We start from the raw sequence: 24,055 nt of genomic DNA on the forward strand, positions 1-24,055 counted from the left end.
CTAAAATACATTGCGAAATCTATGCCAACTTTCCAAACCCCCCGTTTATGCCATATCATAGGGGTCTGCTGATATTCAGTATGCACCAGGATAGTTATATTGCACTATTTTGGTGCTTCATTTGCGCCATTGGGCACCGTATTGGTGCAAAAGTGGGCCGAGAGGCTGTTTTTGCACCGTGAAAGGGATCACAAACACACCGTCGTTAGGTTGTTTATAAGAGAAGTTTGTGATCTTGTTTAGTCCCTCGCCTAATACGTGTACAATAGCGCGCTATTTCTAAATGCCTGAGGCAAAAAAGCTGTGATCGAGAATCTGCGTAACATCGCCATTATTGCGCACGTTGACCATGGGAAAACTACCCTGGTTGATAAGTTGCTACAACAATCTGGTACTTTCGGTGAACGTACTGAAGCAACTGAACGTGTAATGGACTCCAACGATTTGGAGAAAGAGCGTGGGATAACTATCCTCGCAAAAAATACTGCCATTAAATGGAAAGACTACCGCATCAACATCGTGGATACTCCAGGACACGCCGATTTCGGTGGTGAAGTTGAGCGCGTAATGTCTATGGTTGACTCTGTGCTGTTGGTCGTCGACGCAATGGATGGCCCGATGCCGCAGACCCGTTTCGTGACCAAAAAAGCTTTTGCTAATGGTCTGAAACCAATCGTGGTAATCAACAAAGTTGACCGTCCTGGCGCGCGTCCTGACTGGGTTGTGGATCAGGTGTTTGACCTGTTCGTCAACCTGGATGCAACTGACGAACAACTGGACTTCCCTATCATTTATGCATCTGCATTGATGGGTATCGCGGGTGAAGACCACAATGATATGGCGGCAGATATGACTCCGTTGTATCAAGCTATCGTTGACCATGTATCTGCGCCACAAGTTGAGCTTGAAGCGCCGTTCCAGATGCAGATCTCTCAGCTGGATTACAACAACTATGTTGGTGTTATCGGCATCGGTCGTATCAAACGCGGTAAAGTTAAGCCAAACCAGCAAGTCACTATCATTGATAGCGAAGGCAAGACGCGTAACGGTAAAGTCGGTAAAGTTCTGACTCACATGGGTCTGGAGCGTATCGAAGCGACCGAGGCTGAAGCTGGCGACATCGTGGCTATCACCGGTCTGGGTGAGTTGAATATCTCCGACACTATCTGTGACGTTAATGCTGTTGAAGCATTGCCAGCACTGTCTGTTGATGAACCAACCGTTACCATGTATTTCTGCGTTAACACCTCTCCGTTCTGTGGTAAAGAAGGTAAGTACGTGACTTCACGTCAAATTCTTGACCGCCTGAACAAAGAGCTGATTCATAACGTAGCATTGCGTGTTGAAGAAACTGAAGATTCTGATGCGTTCCGCGTATCTGGCCGTGGTGAACTTCACCTGTCGGTTCTGATCGAAAACATGCGTCGCGAAGGTTTCGAACTGGCTGTATCTCGTCCTAAAGTTATCAACCGTGTTATCGACGGCCGCAATCAAGAACCATTTGAAAGCGTAACTTTGGATATCGAAGAACAGCACCAGGGCTCAGTGATGCAAGCCATGGGTGAACGTAAAGGCGATGTGAAGGACATGGTTCCGGACGGCAAAGGTCGTATTCGTCTGGATTATATGATCCCAAGCCGTGGCCTGATTGGCTTCCGTACTGAATTCATGACCATGACTTCAGGTACTGGCCTGCTGTACTCCACATTCAGTCATTATGATGATGTGCGTCCAGGCGAGATCGGCCAACGTCAAAACGGCGTACTGATTTCTAATGGTCAGGGTAAAGCTGTTGCGTTTGCATTGTTCAAACTGCAAGACCGCGGCAAACTGTTCATCGGTCACGGTACAGAAGTGTATGAAGGCCAAATCATCGGTATTCACTCACGTTCTAACGACCTGACTGTAAACTGTTTGACGGGTAAGCAGTTGACCAACATGCGTGCATCGGGTACTGACGAAGCAACCACTCTGGTTCCTTTCCTGAAGAAAACTCTGGAACAGGCTCTGGAATTCATTGATGACGATGAATTGGTTGAAGTTACCCCGCAATCAATCCGTATCCGTAAGCGTCATTTAACGGAAAACGATCGTAAGCGTGCAGGTCGTGGTCCTAAAGAAGGTTAATTCTTCTTAGTTTCACTGATACTTAGGGCGCTAGCAGCGCCCTGAGTTCTATCATCTGCTTCCTTGAAGCTGCAACTCCAACTCCAATGCCTTTGACGATACTTTTTGTTTTTTGTCATAACGGTAAAAATATTATTTTTCCTGACTGACCCCTCCTTTTTGCCACTCTCTCTATTCAGTTTTCTTTTTTCCCGTTACAGTAAAACTCACCATCTAATTGGGAGAGCGCCATGCTGTATATCTTTGATCTAGGGAATGTGATTGTTGATATCGACTTCAAACGTGTGTTGGGCGTTTGGAGTAAATTAAGCAGTGTCCCGTTGGCGACACTGAGCGAGCGCTTTACGATGGGAGAGGTCTTCCAGCAGCATGAGCGCGGTGAAATCAGCGATGAGGATTTTGCCCGCCAGCTGAGTGACGAGATGGGGCTATCATTGAGTTTTGAACAGTTTGCTGAGGGTTGGCAGGCGGTATTTGTGGCCTTACGTCCTGAAGTCATCACGATTATGCAAAAGTTGCGGGCAGAAGGGCACCGGGTAGTGGTGCTATCTAATACTAATCGCCTGCATTGCAATTACTGGCCACAGCACTACCCTGAAGTTGCCGCTGCTGCCGATCATCTGTATTTGTCCCAAGACTTGGGGATGCGCAAACCTGAAGCCAGGATTTATCAACATGTATTGAGCGCGGAAAATATCCCTGCGGAACAAGCTGTGTTTTTTGATGATGTTGAGGCGAATATTGTTGCAGCCAGAATTGAGGGCATTACCGGTATTCATGTCACTGACCGAAAGGTTATTCCTGCTTATTTTTCCTGATAAGTTCTTACTCGAGTGATTAATGGGTTAGCCTTAAGCTAGCCCATAACCGAGCTTAACTGTGTTGACTGAGAGATAAACATGGCGAATTTTCCGCGTTTTCGCTTATCTGCATCTTTAAAACCCAGTATTACATTCGGGCGAATGCTTTACACCCGAATTGATAAAGACGGGTTAACAATACTGGCTGGGCATTTGGCCTATGTATCATTGCTTTCTCTGGTGCCCTTGATAACTGTGATTTTTGCCCTGTTTGCGGCTTTTCCGATGTTTGCCGATATCAGCATAAAATTGAAAGCCTTCATATTTGCTAATTTTATGCCTGCCACTGGCGATATCATCCAAAGTTATCTTGAGCAATTTGTGGCGAACTCAAATCGCATGACGGTGGTGGGCACTTGCGGCTTGATTGTGACCGCGCTACTGCTGATTTACTCTGTCGACAGTGTGCTCAACACTATCTGGCGCAGTAAAGTTCACCGGTCACTGGTTTTTTCATTTGCTATTTATTGGATGGTACTGACGTTAGGGCCGATTCTCGTCGGGGCCAGCATGGTGATCAGCTCGTATCTGCTGTCATTGCAATGGCTGGCAAATGCCCAGGTAGACAGCATGATCGACGAAACACTGCGGTTATTTCCATTGCTGATTTCTTGGGTTTCGTTTTGGTTATTGTACAGTGTGGTGCCAACGGTACGGGTGCCAGCCCGAGATGCTGTGATTGGCGCGCTGATTGCCGCATTGCTTTTCGAGTTAGGTAAGAAAGGATTCACAATGTACATCACTCTGTTTCCGTCTTATCAGCTGATTTACGGGGTGCTGGCCGTCATCCCTATTTTATTCCTCTGGGTTTACTGGAGCTGGTGCATTGTGTTGCTGGGGGCGGAAATTACCGTCACCTTGGGGGAATATCGTGCTCAGCGAGATAAAACGAATATCGAGGAAAGCCAGAGTCAGGAGATGTAAGGCATTATGATTGCGTTGATTCAACGGGCGCTCAGCGCCAATGTCGTGGTTGATGGGACGGTTGTGGGTGAAATTGGCCCTGGCTTGTTGATATTACTTGGTGTCGAACAAGAGGATACCGAGCAAAAAGCACGGCGCTTATGTGAAAAGGTATTGGGTTACCGGGTTTTCGGTGATGAAGACGACAAAATGAATCTGAATGTCCAGCAAGCTGGGGGCAGTGTGCTGGTGGTTTCACAATTTACGTTAGTGGCTGATACGCAAAAAGGTATGAGACCGAGCTTTTCACGAGGTGCAGTTCCTGCAGAAGCTGACCGGCTTTATCAGTATTTTGTTGCTCAGTGCCGCGAGCGTGGTGTAAAAACTGAAACGGGAATATTTGCAGCGGATATGAAAGTTAGCTTGGTCAACGATGGCCCAGTGACTTTCTGGTTGCAAGTATAGAGACAGGATTTCACCCAAGATTGAGGAATCTAATATAGATTTTATTGATAATTTTAAAGAGAGAATGCTCCTATGTATCACTTGCGTGTGCCCACAACAGAACAAGAACTTAAAGATTATTATCAATTCCGTTGGGAAATGTTACGCAAGCCGCTACATCAACCGATAGGCTCTGAAAAAGATGCTTATGACGCGATGGCCCATCATCAAATGGTGGTGGATGAGCAAGGGAAGCCTGTTGCTATTGGCCGTTTATATATAAATGCTGATAATGAGGCCGCTATTCGCTTTCTGGCTGTGGACCCTTCAGTTCGTGCTAAGGGGTTAGGGACGTTAGTCGCGATGACGTTGGAGTCTGTGGCGCGCCAAGAAGGGGTAAAGCGGGTAGTGTGTAGTGCTCGTGAAGATGCGGTCGATTTCTTTGCCAAGTTAGGTTTTGTCAGCCAAGGGGAAATAACGGCCCCGCAGACCACACCCGTTCGTCACTTTTTAATGATTAAACCGGTGGCAACCATGGATGATATCCTGCATCGCCCAGATTGGTGCGGCCAGTTGCAGCAGGCTTGGTACGACCATATCCCACTCAGCGAAAAAATGGGTGTGCGCATCAGCCAATATACTGGCCAGCGGTTTGTGACCACGATGCCAGAGGCGGGCAATCAGAACCCTCATCATACTTTATTTGCCGGCAGCCTTTTTTCGTTAGCGACGTTAACGGGCTGGGGGTTGATTTGGTTATTACTGCGAGAACGTCATTTGGGCGGCACAATTATTCTTGCTGATGCTCATATTCGCTACAGTTCCCCCGTCACTGGACGACCACGAGCGGTTGCAGAGCTGAGTTCACTCAGTGGGGATCTGGATAGATTGGCGCGTGGCCGCCGTGCCAGAGTGCAGCTAGATGTGAACTTATTTGGCGATGAAGATGCTGGTGCCGTATTCTCAGGAACTTACATGGTTCTACCCGTCGAAGCAGGGAGTGATGGGGTTAACTAATTATTATCTTACCCGTTCATTGATAACTGATGAGCGGGTTGCGCGATAAATGATGGCAGTGAAGTGTGATTTAATGTTCTAACCTTTCATAATATTATCAAATATATTCTAGTTTTTAGTTCTACACTGTTTGTTTTGATTAATACAGTGGTGATAATTTTTTATTCCTATCGCTAGAAAATTTCATATTTATTTCTTAACCATTTCTCAATATTACCTAGCAGTAAATAGAGTAACTAATACACTAGACGATGCGTGGTAATCGTTATTTAATTACTCATCACCCGACGTTTTATTTTATTTTTTAATTTTTACCCTATCTTAGGTTGTTATTAATAAGCTAATTTGATTGTCGGATTATTAAGTTTATTGATGTTTTTAATTTTTATTAAAGAGGGAATTAAGATGAATAAGGACTGGCATAGACAAGAGATATTAGCCGCTATACGCAAAAAGAAAGGCTCTCTCTCAGCATTATCACGAGAGAGCGGGCTTTCCCCCGGAACACTGGCTAACGCACTGACACGCCCATGGCCAAAGGGCGAGATGATTATTGCAAACGCTATTGGTATTACTCCGCAAGAAATATGGCCTAGTCGATTTATCGATTATCGCGGATGTAGCATTATTCGAAGAATAAGAAAAATCTAGGAGGGTAAGACGATGGATAAATCGTTATTAGATTCAGTTAAAATGTTAATCCCATTTTGGAAAAATAGCTCAGAGGCTTGGGGAGTAAAGGATTGTAAATCAATATTCATCTATGCTAATAATAGATTTTGTGAGTTATTAGGGTTACCTGATAAATTTAATGTGGAAGGGCGGTTAGATGGGGAACTTCCTGCTCCTACAGCAGACTTTCAAGCTGAATTTCAAGAGCATGACCGGCAGGCTATATTATCGCAAGAGCGAGCGACAACCATCGAAATTCATGCATTTGAACGGCAAACTTATTTTCAGCCTTATTTTTGTGATAAATATCCATTAATAGATGAACACGGCATCGCTCAGGGCCTTATTTTTCACGCAAGGTCAGTGCCAAATCTCATTCTGATGCATTTAAATAAAATAAAAGTCCCAACGTCGCTTATATTTACTCCTCCATCAGAATCATTTTCGAAAAGAGAATGGGAAGTGTTGTTTTATGTTTTGCATGCTTTTTCAAGTAAAGAGATTGCTAAAAAACTCCATTTATCACCTAGGTCAGTCTGCAATATAATCCAAAGCATCTATAGCAAAGCTGGAGTTACCAGTAAAAATCAGGTCATAGATTATTGTTATGAAAATAAGATCAATAATTATGTCCCGCAAAGCTTCTTTGAATACTCAGGTTCTTTCCCATTAACATAAGGAAAGTTAAAATATAACTGGAGGTTATAATGGATGAAAACTTAAAGAATTCACTGGATGTACTAATAAGATTTTGGGAGCGAAGCTCAGAACCTTGGGCAGTAAAAGATAGTCAATCACGATATATTTATGGAAATAATAGGTTGCGTAAGTTATTAACCTTACCTGGTGGGTTTACTCTGGAAGGACGAACGGATGGAGATATTCCTGCACCAATATCAGAGTTTGAGGTTGAATTTCAAAAACATGATCGTCAGGTGGAATTGTCACAGGATCGTATAACAGCGGTTGAAATACATGCGTGGGATGGGCTTTCATATTTCACTCCTTATTTCGTTGATAAATATCCATTAATAGATAGTAATGGCGTGTCTCAAGGGGTTATTTGTCATGGTAGGCCGGTAGAAGATATAATATTAACCCATTTAAATAAAATAAAAGTACCCACGTCACTGTTATTTACACCACCATCAGAGTTGTTCACCAAAAGAGAATGGGAAGTGTTGTTTTATGTTTTGCATGCTTTTTCAAGTAAAGAGATTGCTAAAAAACTCCATTTATCATCTAGGTCAGTCTGCAATATAATCCAAAGCATCTATAGCAAAGCTGGAGTTACCAGTAAAAATCAGGTCATAGATTATTGTTATGAAAATAAGATCAATAATTATGTCCCGCAAAGCTTCTTTGAATATTCAGGTTCTTTCCCATTAACATAAGGAAAGTTAAAATATAATTGGAGGTTATAATGGATGAAAACTTAAAGAATTCACTGGATGTACTAATAAGATTTTGGGAACACAGTTCAGAACCATGGGAGGTAAAAGATAATCAATCAAGATATATTTATGCAAATCCTAAATTCAATGAATTTTTAGATTTGCCTAAAAAATATAATGTGGAAGGGCGGTTTGATGGTGAACTTCCTACTCCAGTCTCAGAGTTTGAAGTCGAATTTCAGAGGCAAGATAGGCAGGTGGAGTTAATACAGGATCGTGTTACATCGGTTGAAATACATCTACTTAATGGACTTTCTTATTTCACAGCTTATTTTTGTGATAAATATCCTTTAATCGATGAAAACGGCATTTCACAAGGGGTTATTTGCCATGCCAGGCCGGTGCAGGATCTCATATTAACTCATTTAAATAAGATAAAAGTACCCACATCTCTTGTATTCACTCCGCCATCAGAATTATTTACCAAAAAGGAATGGGAGGTTTTATTTTATATTTTACACTCATTCTCCAGTAAAGATATTGCGAAAAAGCTCCATTTATCATCCAGAACTGTCAGTAATATTACTCAGAAAATATATGATAAGGCTGGTGTTTCCAGTCGGCGGCAGATAGTGGATTATTGCTATGAAAATAATATCAATAATTATGTCCCGCAAAGCTTCTTTGAATATTCAGGTTCTTTCCCGCTTATACAGGGATAAGCCGCTGCGCCGATTACATGGGGTATTTAGCGTAATCGGCGGTTGTTACTCAATGGCAATCCGGTAAGACAGTATTAACCGCCCTTATTGCCCTGCTATGCCATGCACCTCGCCGTGCTGCATTGTTTGGTTAACTTGCTGCCCGTGGCTATCAGTGGCTTGCAGAGAGCCATTAAGGGTTGGTTTCAATGGCTTATCTGCTGCCAAGTTACCTTTTATCTGCAATTTCAAATTACCCAGCCCTTGCAGCGGTAGTCCTTGTCGCGATAATATTGGCCAGCCCCAATTTTGTAAAATGTTAAGGTCGACAGAGCGGCTAGTCAGCGCGAGTGAGAAGGTTCTGGCGGGTGTTTGGTCAATCGTGGCGCTGGCTTCCAGCAATCCCTCTGTAGTGAAAGCACTTAAATCACTCACTGTAATTTGTTGTTCATTAGCGCTCAGAGCTAATGATGGGCGGCGGACATCGTTTTTATTAAAAGTGGCATTTCCGGCATTCAACATTAATGAGCCAGACCACACTCCCCACTGATGATTTTTGGCGAGCTGTAAATTAGTCCCCGCCGCATCCAGTGAAGTCATTTGGAATGGGAAGTCTGGGCTGATATCAATCAACAAGTTACGGTTAGCACTTAACTTGTTGATATAGACCTCAGACAACCAGTTTGGCAGTGTTTGCTGCCATTGCTGCTTCCAGTCAGTGGGGAGGGTATAAACCAGAGCCACCAGTGTCAGCTCATCGAGTTGTAGGCGGTGAGTATCCCGTTCCCAGTTCCCCTTGGTTCTTAATAGGCCATCTTGCCAACGAGTGGAAAGCTGGTTAATTGCTACCCCTGCTGGCGATAATGCTAATGTCGCGATAGGGTCAATCAGATGAATATTACCTTTAATAATGTCACCGGCATTGAGAGATAATTCCCCATCATCACTTTGCCAATCACCTTGCTTAAACGTGATATTTTTAAGGGTGAGATCTAAATCATTAAACGCCCAATTTTTCCCTTCAACCCGCGCATCAATTAAATCAAAGCGTTTCAGCGTAATGGGAGGAAATTGTAAAAATGTATTCCAGACATCTTCTAATGCTACCGAGGTTTGCAGGCGAATATTACTCAAGCGCAAGCGATCGACCAGCCAACTTCCGTCAGCGGATTGACTGGCATTGCCAGTCAGCTCCCCTTGTGCGATATCAGCCCCGAAATTATTCAAAGTGAGAGTGTTTTTCTGTATTGAACCTTGCAGATACAGTTTTTCAGCGGTGATGCCATTGATGGTCAAAGAACCCGCGCTGAACTGAAATTGGGCATTTTCACCCAGACTATTACCGGATAGTGGCTGCCAAGGAATCAGCCCGCCATTGATTTGTTGCCCAACCACTTTCCACTGACCAGCCGCATTTTGCGGCTCAATAGTGGTATTCAGCGCCATATTGGTCAGCCGCAAAGTATCAGCCTGCAAAGGTAGCGGTGATGTGCTGTTATTGAGGGTTAAACTACCATTTTGCAAATTAAGGCTGAGAAAATGGCGAGGCTCGGTCAGTTGTTGCCAGCCCAGACCAAATACGGCCTGCTGAGCAATAAGAAATGGAGGTTGCTTGGCCCGCCCTAGCGTGACATCAGTAAAGCTGATTTGCCCAGGTTGTGACCATGAGTGGTCTATTTTCCCCAGAGAGAGGCGATATTCACTGTTATCACTGACCCAACGGCTTAACCAACCAGCAGTCCAGCTAGTTTGAAGCAGTACATAGCACAGCACTATAGACAGTACTAATAGCAGTAATAACGTTAGCAGCACTTTCCCGAGAAATTTCATCCGGTATTTCCACGCCAGTCTGTATACGGAACTCTGTTTATGCCGCAAATTGTTCATTAGCTCAATAGACAATCAGTTATCGGGGCATAAAAAAATGGCCGGTGTCTTTTCCGACTGGCCATTTCAGTGACGTATTAGCGTAAAGATTATTTTTCTTCTGGGAAGAGTAAGTTAAGTACGATGGCAGTAATACCGCCAGCGGCAATTCCGGAAGAAAGCAGAGTTTTGATCCAGTCAGGTGCAAATTGCAGAATCAGTGGTTGCTGTGCCACACCCATACCGACCGCCAATGACAACGCCATAATCATAATCGCACGGCGGTTAAGGGTTTCGCGAGAGACGATCCGCACACCGGAAGCGGCAATCGTGCCGAACATGACGAGAGTTGCGCCGCCCAGCACGGGTTCTGGAATATGCTGCACAAACCCAGCCACCGCAGGGAATAGGCCCAGAACAATCAGCATCAGTGCAACCACAAAACCGACATAGCGGCTGGCAACCCCGGTCAACTGGATAACTCCATTGTTTTGGCCAAAGCAGGAGTTCGGGAAAGTGTTAAACACGGCGGAAAGCATGGAGTTCAAACCATTTGCTAACACACCGCCCTTCAGGCGTTTCATGTACAACGGGCCACGAACCGGTTGCTCTGATACATCTGAGGTTGCGGTGATATCCCCGATGGTTTCAAGTGAGGTCACCATGAAGATAAGCATCAGCGGCACCAGCAGGTTCCAGTCAAAAGACAAACCATAGTACAGCGGCGTTGGGATGGTAATCAGGGCGGTGTCTACGACTGGGCGGCTTTCAGGCAACATACCTAGCGCCCACGCCAACAGATAACCCACTGCCATGGCGATAACCAAAGAGGCCACTCGTAGATACGGATTGCGCTGGCGGTTCAGTAAAATAATGACTAACAGCACGGAGCCGGCTAATAAGAGATTTTTAGGTGAGCCAAAAGTATGGTCGCTCATCGCACCATAACCGCCACCAATAGATGTCAGCCCAACTTGAATCAATGACAGGCCGATAATCATCACCACAATACCGGATACCAGAGGGGTGATAATGCGGCGCGCCAGATGCAAGAAACGGGAAAGTATAATTTCGGTACAGGACGCAACCATCAAGGTACCGAACAAGGCCGCCATCATGGTCGGGATATCAGCCCCACCATTTTTCAGCGCCAAACCGCCCATAATCAGCGGAGAAACAAAGTTAAAACTGGTGCCCTGAATGGATAACAGGCCAGAGCCCACCGGCCCCCAAGTTTTAATTTGCAGCAGCGACGCCAGGCCGGAGGCAAACAGTGACATGCTGATAATGCGCTGGGTATCTTCCGCTGGCAGCCCTAGCGCCTGACAAATTAGCAGGCCGGGGGTTATCACCGCGACAAACATAGCCAATAAATGTTGGCATGCGGCAAACAAAGTTTGGGTGAGTGGCGGGCGGTCTTCTAAACGATAAATGAGTTCGCTGGGGCGAGTTGTTGTTTGCTGCGGTGCATCAAGTTCGGCGGATTGCGTAGACATGGAGTGGCATTCCCGGATCGGCAAAGAGGGCATTTTAATGATCCGCCTCACAAAAGCAATCGGTTGCGCTGTGTTTTCTTAAATATTCTTGTTTGCCGCTAGTTCATGTTTTTCTTTTACTAAACTTGTAATCGAGAGGATTTTTTTTTCTAATCCTCTTCTTACTGCTTTGGCGTTTATTAAGGAACTGTCTAACGTCATATTTTTATTCGATATTTTAATCGCATGGAGTACCAAGATGTTTCATCTCGATACCTACGGCACGCTAGTCGCGGCCTGTCTGGTTTTATTGTTAGGCCGAAAACTCGTACAAACAGTCCCTTTTCTAAAAAAGTACACTATTCCAGAACCTGTTGCCGGTGGCCTGCTGGTGGCTTTCATGATGCTGCTGATGCAAAAGACCCTCGGTTGGGAAATCAGTTTTGATATGTCGCTGAAAGACCCCTTGATGCTGGCATTCTTTGCAACAATTGGCCTGAATGCTAACTTGGCGAGTTTACGCGCCGGTGGCAAGGCCTTGAGTGTGTTTGTCTTTGTGGTCGTTGGCTTGCTACTGATGCAGAACGCAATTGGCATCGCTCTCGCGAAGCTGATGGGTTTAGATCCGCTCATGGGCTTATTGGCTGGCTCAATTACATTATCCGGTGGGCACGGTACCGGCGCAGCATGGAGCAAAGTGTTTGTTGAACGCTATGGCTTTGAAAATGCAACTGAAGTGGCCATGGCTTGTGCAACATTTGGCCTTGTTTTGGGCGGGTTGATTGGTGGCCCAGTGGCTCGCTATCTGGTCAAACACTCTTCCACACCAGATGGCACCCCAGAAGACAGCGAAGTACCCTCCGCTTTTGAAAAGCCTTCGGCGGGCCGCATGATAACTTCATTGGTCTTGGTCGAAACCATCGCCATGATTGCGATTTGCCTGATGGCTGGCCAAGTGATTTCTAGTGCGTTACAGGGCACGATGTTTGAGTTACCGACCTTTGTCTGCGTGTTATTCGTCGGGGTTATTCTCAGTAACACACTCGCGGTAATCGGCTTCTATAAAGTCTTTGATCGCGCGGTTTCGGTGTTGGGGAATGTCAGTTTGTCACTGTTTCTGGCAATGGCCTTGATGAGCCTGAAACTGTGGGAACTGGCTTCACTGGCATTGCCGATGTTGGTTATCTTGTCGGTACAAGCATTGGCGATGGCGCTGTACGCTATCTTTGTTACTTATCGGTTGATGGGTAAAAACTATGATGCGGCCGTGTTAGCGGCGGGCCATTGTGGTTTTGGTTTAGGTGCGACACCGACGGCCATTGCGAATATGCAGGCCATTACTGACCGTTTCGGTCCATCACATTTAGCTTTCTTGGTGGTGCCGATGGTCGGTGCGTTCTTTATTGATATCGTCAATGTGATCGTGATTAAGCTTTATCTGTTGCTGCCAATCTTCCCGGCGGTAGTGGGATAATTTTGTTGTAAGGATAGTCTTAAGGGGCGGACAAAACCGCTCCTTAATCATCAAGCATTGGTATAACGCGTTCGCTCTGGTAGCCAGCGTTCTATTAATGCCTGTGCATGTTCGGGATATTGTTGATGTAGGTGGCGAGCCACTCTTTGCACTTCTGGAATCATGGCCTGATCGCGCAGTAAATCAGCCACTTTAAACTCGGCACTGCCGGTTTGGCGCGTCCCTAATAATTCGCCGGGGCCGCGAATCTCTAAATCCCGCTGGGCGATAACAAAACCGTCATTACTGTCGCGCAGCACTTGCAAACGCATCTGAGCCGTTTTACTCAGCGGTGTTTTGTACAGCAGAACACAGTGTGAAGCGACGGCCCCACGGCCCACGCGGCCACGTAACTGGTGCAATTGCGCTAACCCTAACCGCTCCGGATTATCGATAATCATCAAACTGGCATTCGGTACATCAACCCCAACTTCAATCACGGTGGTAGCAACCAGTAATTGCAATTCACCTTGTTTGAAAGCCAGCATAACTGCTTGTTTTTCTGGCCCTTTCATCCGGCCATGTACCAAACCGACTTTAATCTCCGGCAAGGCAATTTTCAGCTCCTCGCAGGTAACTTCAGCGGCTTGGGCTTCCAGCAGCTCAGATTCTTCAATCAAGGTGCAGACCCAATAAGCTTGTCGGCCCTCTTCCAAACAGGCATTTTTAACCCGTTGAATCACATCACTGCGGCGAGTGTCTGGAATCGCGACTGTCGTGACTGGGGTTCTGCCAGGGGGCAGTTCGTCAATGACCGAGGTATCGAGATCAGCATAGGCCGTCATAGCCAGCGTTCGGGGAATGGGGGTTGCTGTCATAATCAACTGGTGTGGATGGAAGCCTTGCTCCTCACCCTTTTCCCATAACGCGAGCCGCTGGTGAACACCAAAACGATGCTGCTCATCAATAATAACTAGTGCTAATCCAGAAAACTGCACTTGTTCCTGAAACATGGCGTGAGTACCCACGACCATGGCGACCTGACCACTGGCGACAGCTTCTTGTTGTGCCAGCCGTGCTTTGCCTTTTTGTTTCCCAGCCAGCCAGCCCACTTGTAAACCTAACGGTTCCAGCCATTGGCGGAAAGTATTGGCATGCTGTTCAGCCAATAACTCAGTGGGAGCCATCAACGCGACCTGCTTACCATGGGTAATAGCACGCAGTGCGGCCAGTGCGGCAACCAGTGTTTTTCCCGAGCCAACGTCCCCTTGAATCAGCCGCATCATCGGGAAATTATGTGTCATATCTTGCTCGATTTCCGCCACAACCCGCTGTTGGGCTTGGGTTGGCGTGAAAGGCAGTGCCGCAAGAAAACGTTGTTTAAGTTGTTCTTCGGGCAATAAGGATAGCGCCCGATAACTTTGTGCTCCCGCCCTGACTGCCAGCATGCTGAGGTTATGGGCCAGCAGTTCTTCCATTATCAGCCGCCGTTGAGCAGGATGCTTGCCTTGTTCTAACTCGGCTAGTTGAATGTCTGCTGGTGGACGATGCAAAGTATGAATCGCTTCTGGCAGGCTGATCAGCGAGCGGCTTAATTCAATCGGCAACAATTCAGCAATGACGCTGGAATCCAGCATCGCCAGAGCTTGATCAATAAGTTTACGCAAAGTTGCTTGGCGAATACCTTCCGTTGTGGGGTAAACGGGGGTCAATGACTCTTGTAATTCAACACCGATATTTTCGCCATGCACCCGATATTCTGGGTGAATGATTTCAGGGCCAGTATTTCCCCGTTTAGCCTCACCATAGGCAATTACATGCTTACCCGGCGATAAGCTGTTTTTCATTGCGGCATTAAAATTGAAAAAGCGCAGGGTGAGCACACCGCTACCGTCGCTGATTTGGCAGGTCATCATGCGGCGGCGGCCAAAACTGATATCAGAGCGGAGAACTTCACCTTCAACAGTGACGGAAAGGCCGGGCAACAGATCGCCAATTCGGTATAGTCGTGTGCGATCTTCGTAACGTAGCGGAAGGTGAAGCAGTAGGTCTTGAATGGTTTCCAGACCCATCTTAGCCAGTTTTCCGGCCTGACTCGCGCCAACACCGGAAAGTGTACTGAGGGGTACGGCATCCAGTAGGCGGCCTTTCATTTAAGACTCCGTGGATTGCATGGCTGACCACCATTGCACATCAGCGATAACCTGGCCTTGCTCATCAATATGAGGCCGGGGAAGCCCTTTGCGTTTAGCCACTTGCGCCAGCACCGGGTAGCCACCTTCAAATAATAGCCGCTGTTGCTCATCTTCTGACAAAACACTTTGTGTTCGGTGATACATACCGGCATTTTGCCGCTGCCGCTGGGCTTCATATAAAAGGAGTGCTGAAGCGACTGATACATTCAGGGATTGCACCATTCCGATCATCGGAATAATGATGTCTTTATCAGCCATTGCCAAAGCTTCTTTAGATATCCCCGTTTTTTCCTGCCCCATTAAAATACAAGTTGGACGAGTATAATCAATTTCACGAAAATCAACTGCTTTATCAGATAGATGCGTCGCAAGTATTTGCATACCTTGCGATTTTAAATGAGTTATAGCATCGGTAATATCAGAGTGTGTTTTTACCTGAACCCAGCTGTTGCTACCGGCAGCCGAAGAGAGCCGCGTGTACATTTCAGGGGTAGGCCAAATCGCGTGAATCTGATGAATGCCGACGGCATCAGCAGTGCGAATAATCGCGGAGACATTATGAGGTTTATGTACTTGCTCCAGACAAACCGTCAAATCCGGCTGCCTGGTAGCAAGCATTTCACAAATCCGCGCATAGCGTTGAGGATTCATAGGCGTTAATTACGGTTACGGCTGACTTTGACCACATCTGGCATGATACGAATCTTACGCATAATGTTAGCCAGATGGACTCGGTCACGAGTAGTCAGGCGAATAAAGGCGCTGTATACCCGGCCATCTTTCTCTTCAGTATTCAGGCTTTGAATATTTGATTCGGCCGCATTAATTGCCGCAGTCAGATTTGCCAAGGCACCTTGCTGGTTGAACATATCGACTTTAATTTCAGCAATAAATTCTTGTTCAGTCTCTTGGTCCCATTCAACCGCCATAAACTTCTCTGGCTCTTTTTGGTAGCCACGGATATTACGGCAGGACTCATGATGGATAACCAAACCTTTGCCGGGGCTGATATGGGCGATAATTGGGTCACCCGGAATTGGGCGGCAGCACTTGGCAAAGGTAATCAGGACGCCATCGGCACCTTTAATTGCCAGGTTACGGGTACCAGAAGTTGCCAGCGTGGATGGGTCACCCAAGAGGTTTTTCGCCACCACCACACTCATTGCATTACCCAGCCCAATCTCCGCCAGCAAATCATCCAGCGTTGCTAACTTCATACGATCCAATTCATGTTTGATATTTTCTTCAGAAATATCAGACAGTTTTCGGCCATTTCCTAAAGCATGATTCAGTAATCGGCGACCAAGGCTTACCGATTCATCACGTTTAAGGTTTTTCAGCAATTGACGAATTTTGGCGCGAGCTTTCGAGCTGACAACAAAATTCAGCCAAGCGGCATTTGGTCGCGCACCCGGAGCGGTAATTATCTCAACAGTTTGGCCACTGCTGAGTGACTGAGAAAGTGGATAGGGCTGACGATCAACGCGCGCGCCGACACAAGCATGGCCAATATCAGTATGCACGGCATAAGCAAAATCGACAGGTGTTGCACCGGCAGGCAATTCAACAATGCGCCCTTCTGGGGTGAAAACGTAAATCTCATCAGGGAACAAATCAGATTTTACGCTTTCAATAAATTCAAATGAGCTGCCCGCGCTTTGCTGTAATTCCAGCAAGCTTTGCATCCAGCGCTGAGCGCGGATCTGTGCGGTGGTGCCGGACTCACCTTGCTCTTTATAAGCCCAGTGTGCTGCAACCCCCATTTCGGCCATCTGATCCATATCTTCAGTACGGATTTGTACCTCTACCGGAACTCCATGAGGGCCGATTAATGAGGTATGCAACGATTGATAGCCGTTAGCCTTAGGAATAGCAATATAGTCTTTTACTCGGCTAGGGCGGGGTTTATACAGGCTATGAGCTTGCCCCAGCACGCGATAGCAAGTATCGACTTCTTTAACGATAACCCGAAAAGCATAGATATCCATGATGGAGTGAAAACGCTGCTCCTTCAGGTTCATCTTGCAATAGATTGAGTAGAGATGCTTTTCTCGACCACTGACGCGGCAAGGTATCCCAGCTTCCGTCAGACGCCCTTCAATTTCCGCCAAGATTTTTTGGATCATTTCTTTGCGGTTACCACGTGCGGCTTTCACCACTTCTTTAATCACGCGGTAGCGATTGGGATAAAGCGCTTCAAAACCCAGCTCTTCCAGCTCGGTTTTTAAATGGTGAATACCCAACCGGTGAGCCAGTGGGCTATATATTTCAAGGGTTTCGCGGGCAATACGGCGACGTTTATCCGGGCGCAAAGAGCCCAGCGTTCGCATGTTATGGGTGCGGTCAGCCAGTTTGATCAAAATGACGCGGATATCCTGCACCATCGCCATGATCATTTTGCGGAAGTTCTCCGCCTGGGCTTCTTTCTTATCGCGGAAGTTCAGTTTATCGAGTTTAGAAACGCCCTCGACCAGCTCGGCTACGCTTTTCCCAAACAACTGCTCCATATCTTGATAAGTAGCAGGGGTATCTTCAATGACGTCATGTAACAGCGCCGCCATTAAGGTTTCGTAATCGAGCCGCATCTCCGCAAGAATACAGGCCACAGCAACCGGGTGAGTGATATAGGGCTCACCACTGGAGCGTGTCTGACCCTCGTGAGCATCACGTGCGACAAGGTATGCCTGTTTGAGGCGCTTAATCTGCTCCTCTGGCAGGTAACGTAGAATCAGCAGATTCAGGCTTTCAAACAGGTACAAAGTAGACTCGCTGTCTAATTAACGACGACCTTCAGCAATCGCGGTTACCGCTTGGATCTCTGCGGCTTCCTGCTCTTGCTGTTCTTGGCGTTCACGTACATCGAGAATCTGATTTGTAATCAGGCCTTCTTCGATTTCGCGCAGCGCAATCACAGTGACTTTATCGTTTTCTTCTGGAACCAGTGCGTCTTTACCGCCGGACTGGATTTGACGTGCCCGACGAGCAGCGACCAACACCAGGTCAAAACGGTTACCAATTTTCTCTACAGCGTCTTGAACAGTTACGCGTGCCATAATTCTGCTACTCCACAGGTGACGAAATGACTGGGCATGATACTGAAACTCTGTTCAGTCTGCCAATAATTTGGTGATTAAAGCGTCATGCCGCTGTTTCTGGCGGCCTAAACGCAGTCGTTCAGCGCGAATAATGGTTTTCAGATCAGACAATGCCAGATTGAAATCATCATTCACGATTAAATAATCATATTCTGCGTAGTGGGTCATCTCCGCGACAGCTTGCGCCATTCGCTTTGCAATAACCTCCTCGCTATCCTGCCCACGGCCACGCAAGCGGCGATCCAATTCTTCTTTGGATGGAGGCAAAATAAAAATACTGCGCGCGGTCGGCATTTTTGCGCGAATTTGCTGCGCGCCTTGCCAGTCTATATCTAAAAACACGTCGACACCGGTTGCGAGAATCTGCTCAATCGCCAGACGTGAGGTGCCATAGTAATTTTCAAAAACTTTGGCATGCTCAAGAAAAGCATCGTCATCAATCATTTGGCAAAATTCTTCTTTAGAAACAAAGAAGTAATGTTCGCCGTGATTTTCCCCTGGACGTATATCACGTGTGGTATGAGAAACAGAAACCTGCGTGTCGTACAAAGGTTGTGTTTTTAACAAAGCCTGAATCAGACTTGATTTCCCTGCCCCACTAGGTGCAGAAACTATGTATAGCGTGCCTTGAACCATGATGACGTTTCAGTTGATTAGGTTGATATGTAGAAAGCAGAAGTGTGAATCTCCGCACAGTATACACGGCTGTAACGCGTCATGCAGCGTTACAACACATTTCACCTCAATGTTTCGCCCATAAACAGCACGTTTTTATGATTTTGCGGGGAGCATTGCGTAATTTCAGCTTGTTGCAGCAAGTGCAAAAGTATTATTCGGTCACTTACGCATTTAAGTTTTTTCCCCTTCGACGGACGAGCCATTTCAGGTTTTACTGCCCGCCAGCAAAGGGAGGTACTGATGAATGCGCAAAAAATTGAAAATACTAAGCCTACTGATTCTTGGTTTTATAAATTGGGGGGCCAGAGCGGAGTCTGTGTGCCCTGAATGGTCAGAAGAAAGAATGTCAGGCGAAATTGATCTTTTGGCGAAGCAGCTCTTTCAGTGGGATTTGGCATATCACCAGCAAGGTATTAGCCTGCTTTCTGATAATATTTACGATCAATTGCAGGACAAACTGCATGGGTGGCGATTATGTCATGGGCTACCGGATACGAAGAATAGCACGTTGATAGCGGGTAACGGGAAGAGTCCTCATCCTGTTGCTCACACCGGCTTAAAAAAGCTTAAAGATGAAACTGCACTTATTGACTGGATGGCGGGGCGGAAGAATCTCTGGGTGCAGCCCAAAATAGATGGCGTTGCGGTCACACTGGTTTATCAGTCAGGAAACCTGACTCAAATTTTGAGTCGAGGAAATGGCTTGAAAGGTCAGGACTGGACGGATAAAGCACCGCTTATTTCTGCTATTCCTCAATATATTACCGCAGCGCCCCCTTCGTTAACTCTACAGGGGGAATTATTCTTACAAATGGAGGGGCATCAACAAGTGCAGTCGGGAGGTGTCAATGCCCGAGCTTCTGTTGCAGGTGCACTGATGCGCAAGTCTGCAACTCCATTCCTGACCAAATTGGGTATTTTTATTTGGGCATGGCCGGATGGGCCAAAAAGTATGAAGGAAAAAACTGCATTATTAAAAAAAATGGGATTTCCTTTAACTGCTTATTACAGCGAACCCGTCTTTTCCAGTAGCGATGTTGCTCATTGGCGAAAGCTCTGGTTTCAAATGCCGCTACCTTTTGTGACTGATGGCGTGGTTATCCGTCAAGAAGATGAGCCCGCAGGGCGTCATTGGCATGCAACACCAGGAAACTGGTCTGTAGCATGGAAATATCCACCTCCCCAGCAAATAACTGAAATAAAAGATATCCATTTTACCGTTGGTCGCACTGGTAAAGTTACCGCTATTTTACAGGTAGCTCCGGTAAAAATTGATGACAAATGGATTCGTCGAGTAAATATTGGATCTATTGCCCGCTGGAAACAGTGGGATATTGTGCCGGGTGATCAAGTCACTATCACATTGGCTGGGCAGGGTATTCCACGATTGGATAATGTTATCTGGCGAGTAAGCCAGCGGCACGAAATCACCCCGCCTGCTGCAAATAAGTTCCATCAGTTAAGTTGTTTTCACCTTTTACCTCTTGAGTGCAAACCCCAGTTTCTATCTCGCTTAGCATGGCTTAGTGGTGCTAACGGGTTAGATATGCAGGGTGTGGGAAGTGGGCTCTGGCGAGAACTTGTCCACCATGGGCTTATTAATAGCTTGGTCGATTGGTTGTCACTGTCTGTAGAGCAGATTGCGGCCGTTCCTGGTATTGGGCAAGGTCGAGCAGAGAAGATTTATCTGCAATTTCAACGCGCCAGACAACAGCCTTTTCCTCAATGGTTACAGGCTTTGGGATTCCCGCAGGCAATACCTATTGATTCTCAGTGGCACTCTTTACAACAATGGAGTATTGCCGAATGGCGCTTGATATCAGGTATTGGGGCAGTGCGGGCAAAACAAATTAATCATTTTTTACATCACCCAGAAATCCAAACGATGGCTGATTTCTTATCGCAACAGGGAATTACAGGGTTTCGGCCCGAAGAGTAATCATCCGGGATGAGCTTAATGTTCTGAATGTTCATATTTGAATACGGGCAGGCCAAGGCGGAATCTCAGAGCCAGCAATCGTGCGCTTAGCCCAGTGACCAGTGTAATAATAATAACCCAGTTATGGGATAGCGGCGTGTATTGCTGTAGCGCTATGTAGATCCATGCAGCAGCAAATGATATACCGGCATAAATTTCTTTCTGAAACACCAATGGAATGCAGTTACAGAACATATCGCGCAGAACACCGCCAAATACGCCGGTAATCACAGCGGCTATGGCAGCAATAATTGTGCTGTGGCCCATATCGAGGGCGATTTGTGCGCCAATAATAGAAAAAACAATTAGTCCGATGGCATCAAGCACTAAAAACAAATGGCGCAAATGCTTCATTAACGGAGCCATCCAGGTTGTGACGATCGCAGCAACAGCGACAATAACAATGTATTCAGGGTGCTTAACCCACCCAAGCGGATAGTGGCCCAGCAATATATCTCTAACTGAGCCGCCACCGATAGCAGTTGCAGATGCAATGATAATGACGCCAAACATATCCATCTGACGGCGGCCTGCGGCCAGTGCACCGGTCATGGCTTCAGCGGTGATACCGATAATATAAAGAACACTGAGTAGCATATTGAATGTAATTTCTTAAGGGCAGTAAAGGGGGGCAGCTTAGTCACTAAGCAAAAACGTCGCGACTGAGATTTTCTAAACCGTGCGTTTCAAATTATTTAATCTAATTGAAATATTAATTATCTTATTGATATTTTTATATAAAAAAATAACTATTGGTTTGTTATTCATTAGTTGTTTTAGGGTGAAAATCAATTATTAAGATAGTGTGGGAGAGCTTAAAGGTCATGTGATGATTATTCTACTTGATTGCAGAGTAACTCATCGAGTGGTGGTTTTTATCTCTATTTTATCTTTTGTTTCAGTGGAGTTTTTCATGGGTAAGTGTGTTAATTAGCGCCAATATCGGGCTGTATTCTTGGCTGGTATGGTAGCTATCGGAGCATTGCTGGATGGTTGATTGATAGAACAGGTCAAGCCAATACAGCAACGGTGAAAGTAACGTCTCCGGCTGTATTAAAGGTGAACCGATGACACAAACGACCCTCTTTTTCGGTTTGAGCCGCCCTCATGACCTAGCTATTTCCACCACTGAATGACAGTCTTTTGTTGATAATGATGTCACCAGCCGCTTCAAGGATTGCCTGACAGTTATTGATGCTAAAGGGCAATGGTTGGGAAATGATGGGAATGTGGCTAAAGAAAATAGTAAGGCGTTAGTGCTTATCCATAAAAGATGACAAAGAGAATACAATAGAAGCGCTGCGCTCCCAGTATAAACAGCAGTTTGCGCAAGAGTCTGTTATGCGTGTTGATACTATTGTATATGTTGATTTCTAAAGGTAAATATTGAGTTTGAGCTTTATGGTCTTTTACCTCCCGATTGGAAGTAAAAGGCCTGTAATATCATTAACTTTATATGGATAAACCGTATTTTTGTTACAAGACCAGTCCGGCAATAGCAGCAGAAAGTAAGCTAACCAAAGTTGAACCATATACTAGTTTTAATCCGAATCGTGAAACTACATTACCTTGCTGCTCATTTAGCCCTTTAATGGCACCAGTAACAATTTCAATAGAGGCTAATTTAGCAAAAGAGACTAAAAATACAGAAAGAATACCCAAATCTCTCGGCAACATTTCGGCGGCAACTTTTTTCAGCTCAATCATGCAACGAACTCATTTGCCACCAGTTTAGTCGCCATAATACTCCCTGCATACAAAGCATCTTGAGCGGGGATGCCAATTAGTAGAGCTAGCGGATAAAATAGATATCCCAGTATGCCTTGGAAACTGATGTTGAATAAGGTGCTAAATAAAGCATTAGTGGCTGAAGTTATAGCAACAAACCTATTAACATTGCGGCTATAGTCATCGCAATTTTAAAGCCAGCCAAAATATATTCTCCAAGCATTTCAAAAAAATTTGATCTTCATGAAGCTTATTTAGCTTTAATTCAGGTTCTTCCGTGACCGGATAAGAGTTAATAATTGAAAGTATAATAAAAGCACTAAACATATTTAGTTTGAGCGCTGTTACTACAAATTTTTGATCGAGCATGGTCATATAAACACTGAAAATCGACATGGAGACAGTCGACATTGCAGTGGCCGCCATGGTGTACATTCTGCGCGACGAGCTATCGGCAGATTATTTTCATCATTTATCCATTGGGTGACTCACTATTTATCTGCCCGCTTAAATTGCCACCATTAAGGCAAATGTAGCACTTCCTCAAGAAGGCCGAGGCGATAGCACCATCTGTGTTTAACTCACCCATAGGATAGAATATGAACATGATTAATCTCCCTAGTTGCCGCGCTTTTACTGAGGCCGGCCATTTATCTCAAATATCGGCTTATTACGAAGAAGGTCGCAATACCATGTGGATGTTGCTGCGTGCTCATCCCCGCCCCTGTTTTAATCTGGAGTTAATTGAAAATATTATGACATTGGTACAGGCCGCTAAAGAATCAAAATTACCTATCGATTTTTGGGTAACTGGTTCGATGGTGCCTAATATGTTTAATGTAGGAGGGGATTTAAACTTTTTTGCCCAAATGATCAGAAATCGTAAGCGGGAAGCGCTAATGGCTTATGCTCGTGCTTGCGTAGATTGTGTTCATGCGGCTTCTCGTGGGTTTGATACTGGTGCTATCTCTATTGCAATGATTGAAGGGAGTGCACTGGGTGGGGGATTTGAAGCGGCATTAGCTCATCACTTTGTATTAGCACAAACGACCGCCAGAATGGGATTTCCGGAAATTGCATTTAATTTATTTCCGGGTATGGGGGGATATTCACTAGTTGCCAGAAAAGCGGGTATGAAAGTGGCAGAACAACTGATTTGGACAGGTGAACCCCATGCTGCGGAATGGTATGAGAGCCGTGGATTAATAGATAAGTTATTTCAGCCGGGGGATGCTTATCTTGCGACACGCACATTTATAGACACTATCAAGCCTAAATTAAATGCCATACGAGCTATGATTCGAGTGCGGCAGCGTGTTCTACAATTAACGCGTTCTGAATTAATGGATATTACAGAAGACTGGGTTGATTCTGCATTGTCTATTGAACCGAAAGATATCGCCTATATTGAACGGCTGGTTATGTTGCAAGACAGACATGCTTCAGGAATACCAAAAGCTATATAGTTT

Annotated in this window: 20 protein-coding genes and 2 pseudogenes; 13 read left to right on the forward strand and 9 right to left on the reverse strand. The window is 45.8% G+C overall.

Features of this window, described 5'->3' with window-relative positions; genetic code table 11:
- The first annotated feature begins 303 nt into the window (after positions 1-303).
- The 9 genes from typA to DXZ79_RS00230 all read left to right on the forward strand — a co-directional run bounded on the left by typA (position 304) and on the right by DXZ79_RS00230 (position 8,139).
- On the forward strand, positions 304-2,127 hold the full coding sequence (gene typA / locus DXZ79_RS00190; protein ID WP_004392049.1) for a ribosome-dependent GTPase TypA: 1,824 nt from the start codon (positions 304-306) through the stop codon (positions 2,125-2,127).
- Positions 2,128-2,357: 230 nt separating this feature from the next.
- Positions 2,358-2,945, forward strand: a complete 588-nt coding sequence (gene yihX, locus DXZ79_RS00195) for a glucose-1-phosphatase (RefSeq protein ID WP_038637821.1) — start codon at positions 2,358-2,360, stop codon at positions 2,943-2,945.
- 81 nt (positions 2,946-3,026) lie between these two features.
- The gene (locus DXZ79_RS00200; protein ID WP_038637824.1) at positions 3,027-3,911 is read left to right on the forward strand and encodes a virulence factor BrkB family protein; all 885 of its coding nucleotides are present in this window, start codon (positions 3,027-3,029) and stop codon (positions 3,909-3,911) included.
- A gap of 6 nt (positions 3,912-3,917) precedes the next feature.
- Complete coding sequence (gene dtd / locus DXZ79_RS00205) at positions 3,918-4,355, forward strand: D-aminoacyl-tRNA deacylase (RefSeq protein WP_038637827.1); 438 nt, start codon at positions 3,918-3,920, stop codon at positions 4,353-4,355.
- A gap of 72 nt (positions 4,356-4,427) precedes the next feature.
- Positions 4,428-5,351: a fatty acid biosynthesis protein FabY gene (fabY, locus tag DXZ79_RS00210; protein ID WP_038637829.1), complete on the forward strand. Its 924-nt coding sequence runs from the start codon at positions 4,428-4,430 to the stop codon at positions 5,349-5,351.
- Positions 5,352-5,756: 405 nt separating this feature from the next.
- Entirely contained in the window at positions 5,757-6,002 is a 246-nt protein-coding gene (locus DXZ79_RS00215; RefSeq protein WP_038637833.1) for a helix-turn-helix domain-containing protein, read from the forward strand.
- A gap of 12 nt (positions 6,003-6,014) precedes the next feature.
- Positions 6,015-6,701 (forward strand): helix-turn-helix transcriptional regulator, encoded by a 687-nt coding sequence (locus DXZ79_RS00220; protein WP_050292165.1) that lies wholly within the window; start codon positions 6,015-6,017, stop codon positions 6,699-6,701.
- Positions 6,702-6,730: 29 nt separating this feature from the next.
- On the forward strand, positions 6,731-7,417 hold the full coding sequence (locus DXZ79_RS00225) for a helix-turn-helix transcriptional regulator (RefSeq protein WP_120010977.1): 687 nt from the start codon (positions 6,731-6,733) through the stop codon (positions 7,415-7,417).
- A gap of 29 nt (positions 7,418-7,446) precedes the next feature.
- On the forward strand, positions 7,447-8,139 hold the full coding sequence (locus DXZ79_RS00230) for a helix-turn-helix transcriptional regulator (RefSeq protein ID WP_050292164.1): 693 nt from the start codon (positions 7,447-7,449) through the stop codon (positions 8,137-8,139).
- Positions 8,140-8,223: 84 nt separating this feature from the next.
- Here DXZ79_RS00230 and DXZ79_RS00235 read toward each other — a convergent pair whose 3' ends face one another.
- Both DXZ79_RS00235 and DXZ79_RS00240 read right to left on the reverse strand, forming a co-directional pair.
- On the reverse strand, positions 8,224-9,948 hold the full coding sequence (locus DXZ79_RS00235; protein ID WP_120010978.1) for an AsmA family protein: 1,725 nt from the start codon (positions 9,946-9,948) through the stop codon (positions 8,224-8,226).
- Positions 9,949-10,094: 146 nt separating this feature from the next.
- The gene (locus DXZ79_RS00240; RefSeq protein WP_038637845.1) at positions 10,095-11,480 is read right to left on the reverse strand and encodes a uracil-xanthine permease family protein; all 1,386 of its coding nucleotides are present in this window, start codon (positions 11,478-11,480) and stop codon (positions 10,095-10,097) included.
- Positions 11,481-11,718: 238 nt separating this feature from the next.
- Here DXZ79_RS00240 and gltS point away from each other — a divergent pair, with 238 nt between their 5' ends.
- Positions 11,719-12,933: a sodium/glutamate symporter gene (gene gltS / locus DXZ79_RS00245; protein WP_038637848.1), complete on the forward strand. Its 1,215-nt coding sequence runs from the start codon at positions 11,719-11,721 to the stop codon at positions 12,931-12,933.
- A gap of 50 nt (positions 12,934-12,983) precedes the next feature.
- Here gltS and recG read toward each other — a convergent pair whose 3' ends face one another.
- The 5 genes from recG to gmk are packed head-to-tail and all read right to left on the reverse strand — an operon-like array spanning position 12,984 to position 18,838.
- A complete protein-coding gene (gene recG, locus DXZ79_RS00250; RefSeq protein WP_038637849.1) occupies positions 12,984-15,065 on the reverse strand; it encodes an ATP-dependent DNA helicase RecG in 2,082 nt (693 codons plus the stop codon).
- The gene (gene trmH, locus DXZ79_RS00255) at positions 15,066-15,758 is read right to left on the reverse strand and encodes a tRNA (guanosine(18)-2'-O)-methyltransferase TrmH (RefSeq protein ID WP_038637852.1); all 693 of its coding nucleotides are present in this window, start codon (positions 15,756-15,758) and stop codon (positions 15,066-15,068) included.
- A gap of 5 nt (positions 15,759-15,763) precedes the next feature.
- On the reverse strand, positions 15,764-17,866 hold the full coding sequence (gene spoT, locus DXZ79_RS00260; protein ID WP_120010979.1) for a bifunctional GTP diphosphokinase/guanosine-3',5'-bis pyrophosphate 3'-pyrophosphohydrolase: 2,103 nt from the start codon (positions 17,864-17,866) through the stop codon (positions 15,764-15,766).
- An 18-nt stretch (positions 17,867-17,884) separates the two neighbouring features.
- The gene (rpoZ, locus tag DXZ79_RS00265; RefSeq protein ID WP_004392061.1) at positions 17,885-18,160 is read right to left on the reverse strand and encodes a DNA-directed RNA polymerase subunit omega; all 276 of its coding nucleotides are present in this window, start codon (positions 18,158-18,160) and stop codon (positions 17,885-17,887) included.
- A gap of 54 nt (positions 18,161-18,214) precedes the next feature.
- Positions 18,215-18,838, reverse strand: coding sequence for a guanylate kinase (gene gmk, locus DXZ79_RS00270; protein ID WP_038637858.1), 624 nt, complete (start codon positions 18,836-18,838; stop codon positions 18,215-18,217).
- A 286-nt stretch (positions 18,839-19,124) separates the two neighbouring features.
- On the opposite strand from gmk, the gene ligB reads away from it, so the two are divergent.
- Positions 19,125-20,819, forward strand: a complete 1,695-nt coding sequence (ligB, locus tag DXZ79_RS00275; RefSeq protein WP_120010980.1) for an NAD-dependent DNA ligase LigB — start codon at positions 19,125-19,127, stop codon at positions 20,817-20,819.
- Positions 20,820-20,834: 15 nt separating this feature from the next.
- Here ligB and DXZ79_RS00280 read toward each other — a convergent pair whose 3' ends face one another.
- Complete coding sequence (locus DXZ79_RS00280) at positions 20,835-21,455, reverse strand: trimeric intracellular cation channel family protein (protein WP_038637865.1); 621 nt, start codon at positions 21,453-21,455, stop codon at positions 20,835-20,837.
- A gap of 367 nt (positions 21,456-21,822) precedes the next feature.
- Between DXZ79_RS00280 and DXZ79_RS00285 the strand changes: the two are divergent.
- Positions 21,823-22,235, forward strand: a pseudogene (locus DXZ79_RS00285) (DUF3574 domain-containing protein).
- 99 nt (positions 22,236-22,334) lie between these two features.
- Here the strand turns inward: DXZ79_RS00285 and DXZ79_RS00290 are convergent.
- Positions 22,335-23,033, reverse strand: a pseudogene (locus DXZ79_RS00290) (nucleoside transporter C-terminal domain-containing protein); the annotation flags it as partial.
- A 152-nt stretch (positions 23,034-23,185) separates the two neighbouring features.
- Between DXZ79_RS00290 and DXZ79_RS00295 the strand changes: the two are divergent.
- Positions 23,186-24,052 (forward strand): crotonase/enoyl-CoA hydratase family protein, encoded by an 867-nt coding sequence (locus tag DXZ79_RS00295; protein WP_038637867.1) that lies wholly within the window; start codon positions 23,186-23,188, stop codon positions 24,050-24,052.
- The last annotated feature ends 3 nt before the right edge of the window (positions 24,053-24,055 follow it).

It is taken from the genome of Yersinia rochesterensis, assembly GCF_003600645.1.
Taxonomy (GTDB): Bacteria; Pseudomonadota; Gammaproteobacteria; order Enterobacterales; family Enterobacteriaceae; genus Yersinia; species Yersinia rochesterensis.

Excerpts from the sequence above, each read along its gene's own strand:
- DXZ79_RS00220 (WP_050292165.1), top strand. The coding sequence starts at position 6,015 with ATGGATAAATCGTTATTAGATTCAGTTAAAATGTTAATCCCATTTTGG.
- DXZ79_RS00230 (WP_050292164.1), top strand. The coding sequence starts at position 7,447 with ATGGATGAAAACTTAAAGAATTCACTGGATGTACTAATAAGATTTTGG.
- DXZ79_RS00240 (WP_038637845.1), bottom strand. The coding sequence starts at position 11,480 with ATGTCTACGCAATCCGCCGAACTTGATGCACCGCAGCAAACAACAACT.
- DXZ79_RS00235 (WP_120010978.1), bottom strand. The coding sequence starts at position 9,948 with ATGAAATTTCTCGGGAAAGTGCTGCTAACGTTATTACTGCTATTAGTA.
- ligB (WP_120010980.1), top strand. The coding sequence starts at position 19,125 with ATGCGCAAAAAATTGAAAATACTAAGCCTACTGATTCTTGGTTTTATA.
- dtd (WP_038637827.1), top strand. The coding sequence starts at position 3,918 with ATGATTGCGTTGATTCAACGGGCGCTCAGCGCCAATGTCGTGGTTGAT.
- DXZ79_RS00280 (WP_038637865.1), bottom strand. The coding sequence starts at position 21,455 with ATGCTACTCAGTGTTCTTTATATTATCGGTATCACCGCTGAAGCCATG.
- gltS (WP_038637848.1), top strand. The coding sequence starts at position 11,719 with ATGTTTCATCTCGATACCTACGGCACGCTAGTCGCGGCCTGTCTGGTT.
- trmH (WP_038637852.1), bottom strand. The coding sequence starts at position 15,758 with ATGAATCCTCAACGCTATGCGCGGATTTGTGAAATGCTTGCTACCAGG.
- gmk (WP_038637858.1), bottom strand. The coding sequence starts at position 18,838 with ATGGTTCAAGGCACGCTATACATAGTTTCTGCACCTAGTGGGGCAGGG.
- DXZ79_RS00215 (WP_038637833.1), top strand. The coding sequence starts at position 5,757 with ATGAATAAGGACTGGCATAGACAAGAGATATTAGCCGCTATACGCAAA.
- yihX (WP_038637821.1), top strand. The coding sequence starts at position 2,358 with ATGCTGTATATCTTTGATCTAGGGAATGTGATTGTTGATATCGACTTC.
- DXZ79_RS00200 (WP_038637824.1), top strand. The coding sequence starts at position 3,027 with ATGGCGAATTTTCCGCGTTTTCGCTTATCTGCATCTTTAAAACCCAGT.
- recG (WP_038637849.1), bottom strand. The coding sequence starts at position 15,065 with ATGAAAGGCCGCCTACTGGATGCCGTACCCCTCAGTACACTTTCCGGT.
- DXZ79_RS00295 (WP_038637867.1), top strand. The coding sequence starts at position 23,186 with ATGAACATGATTAATCTCCCTAGTTGCCGCGCTTTTACTGAGGCCGGC.
- rpoZ (WP_004392061.1), bottom strand. The coding sequence starts at position 18,160 with ATGGCACGCGTAACTGTTCAAGACGCTGTAGAGAAAATTGGTAACCGT.
- fabY (WP_038637829.1), top strand. The coding sequence starts at position 4,428 with ATGTATCACTTGCGTGTGCCCACAACAGAACAAGAACTTAAAGATTAT.
- DXZ79_RS00225 (WP_120010977.1), top strand. The coding sequence starts at position 6,731 with ATGGATGAAAACTTAAAGAATTCACTGGATGTACTAATAAGATTTTGG.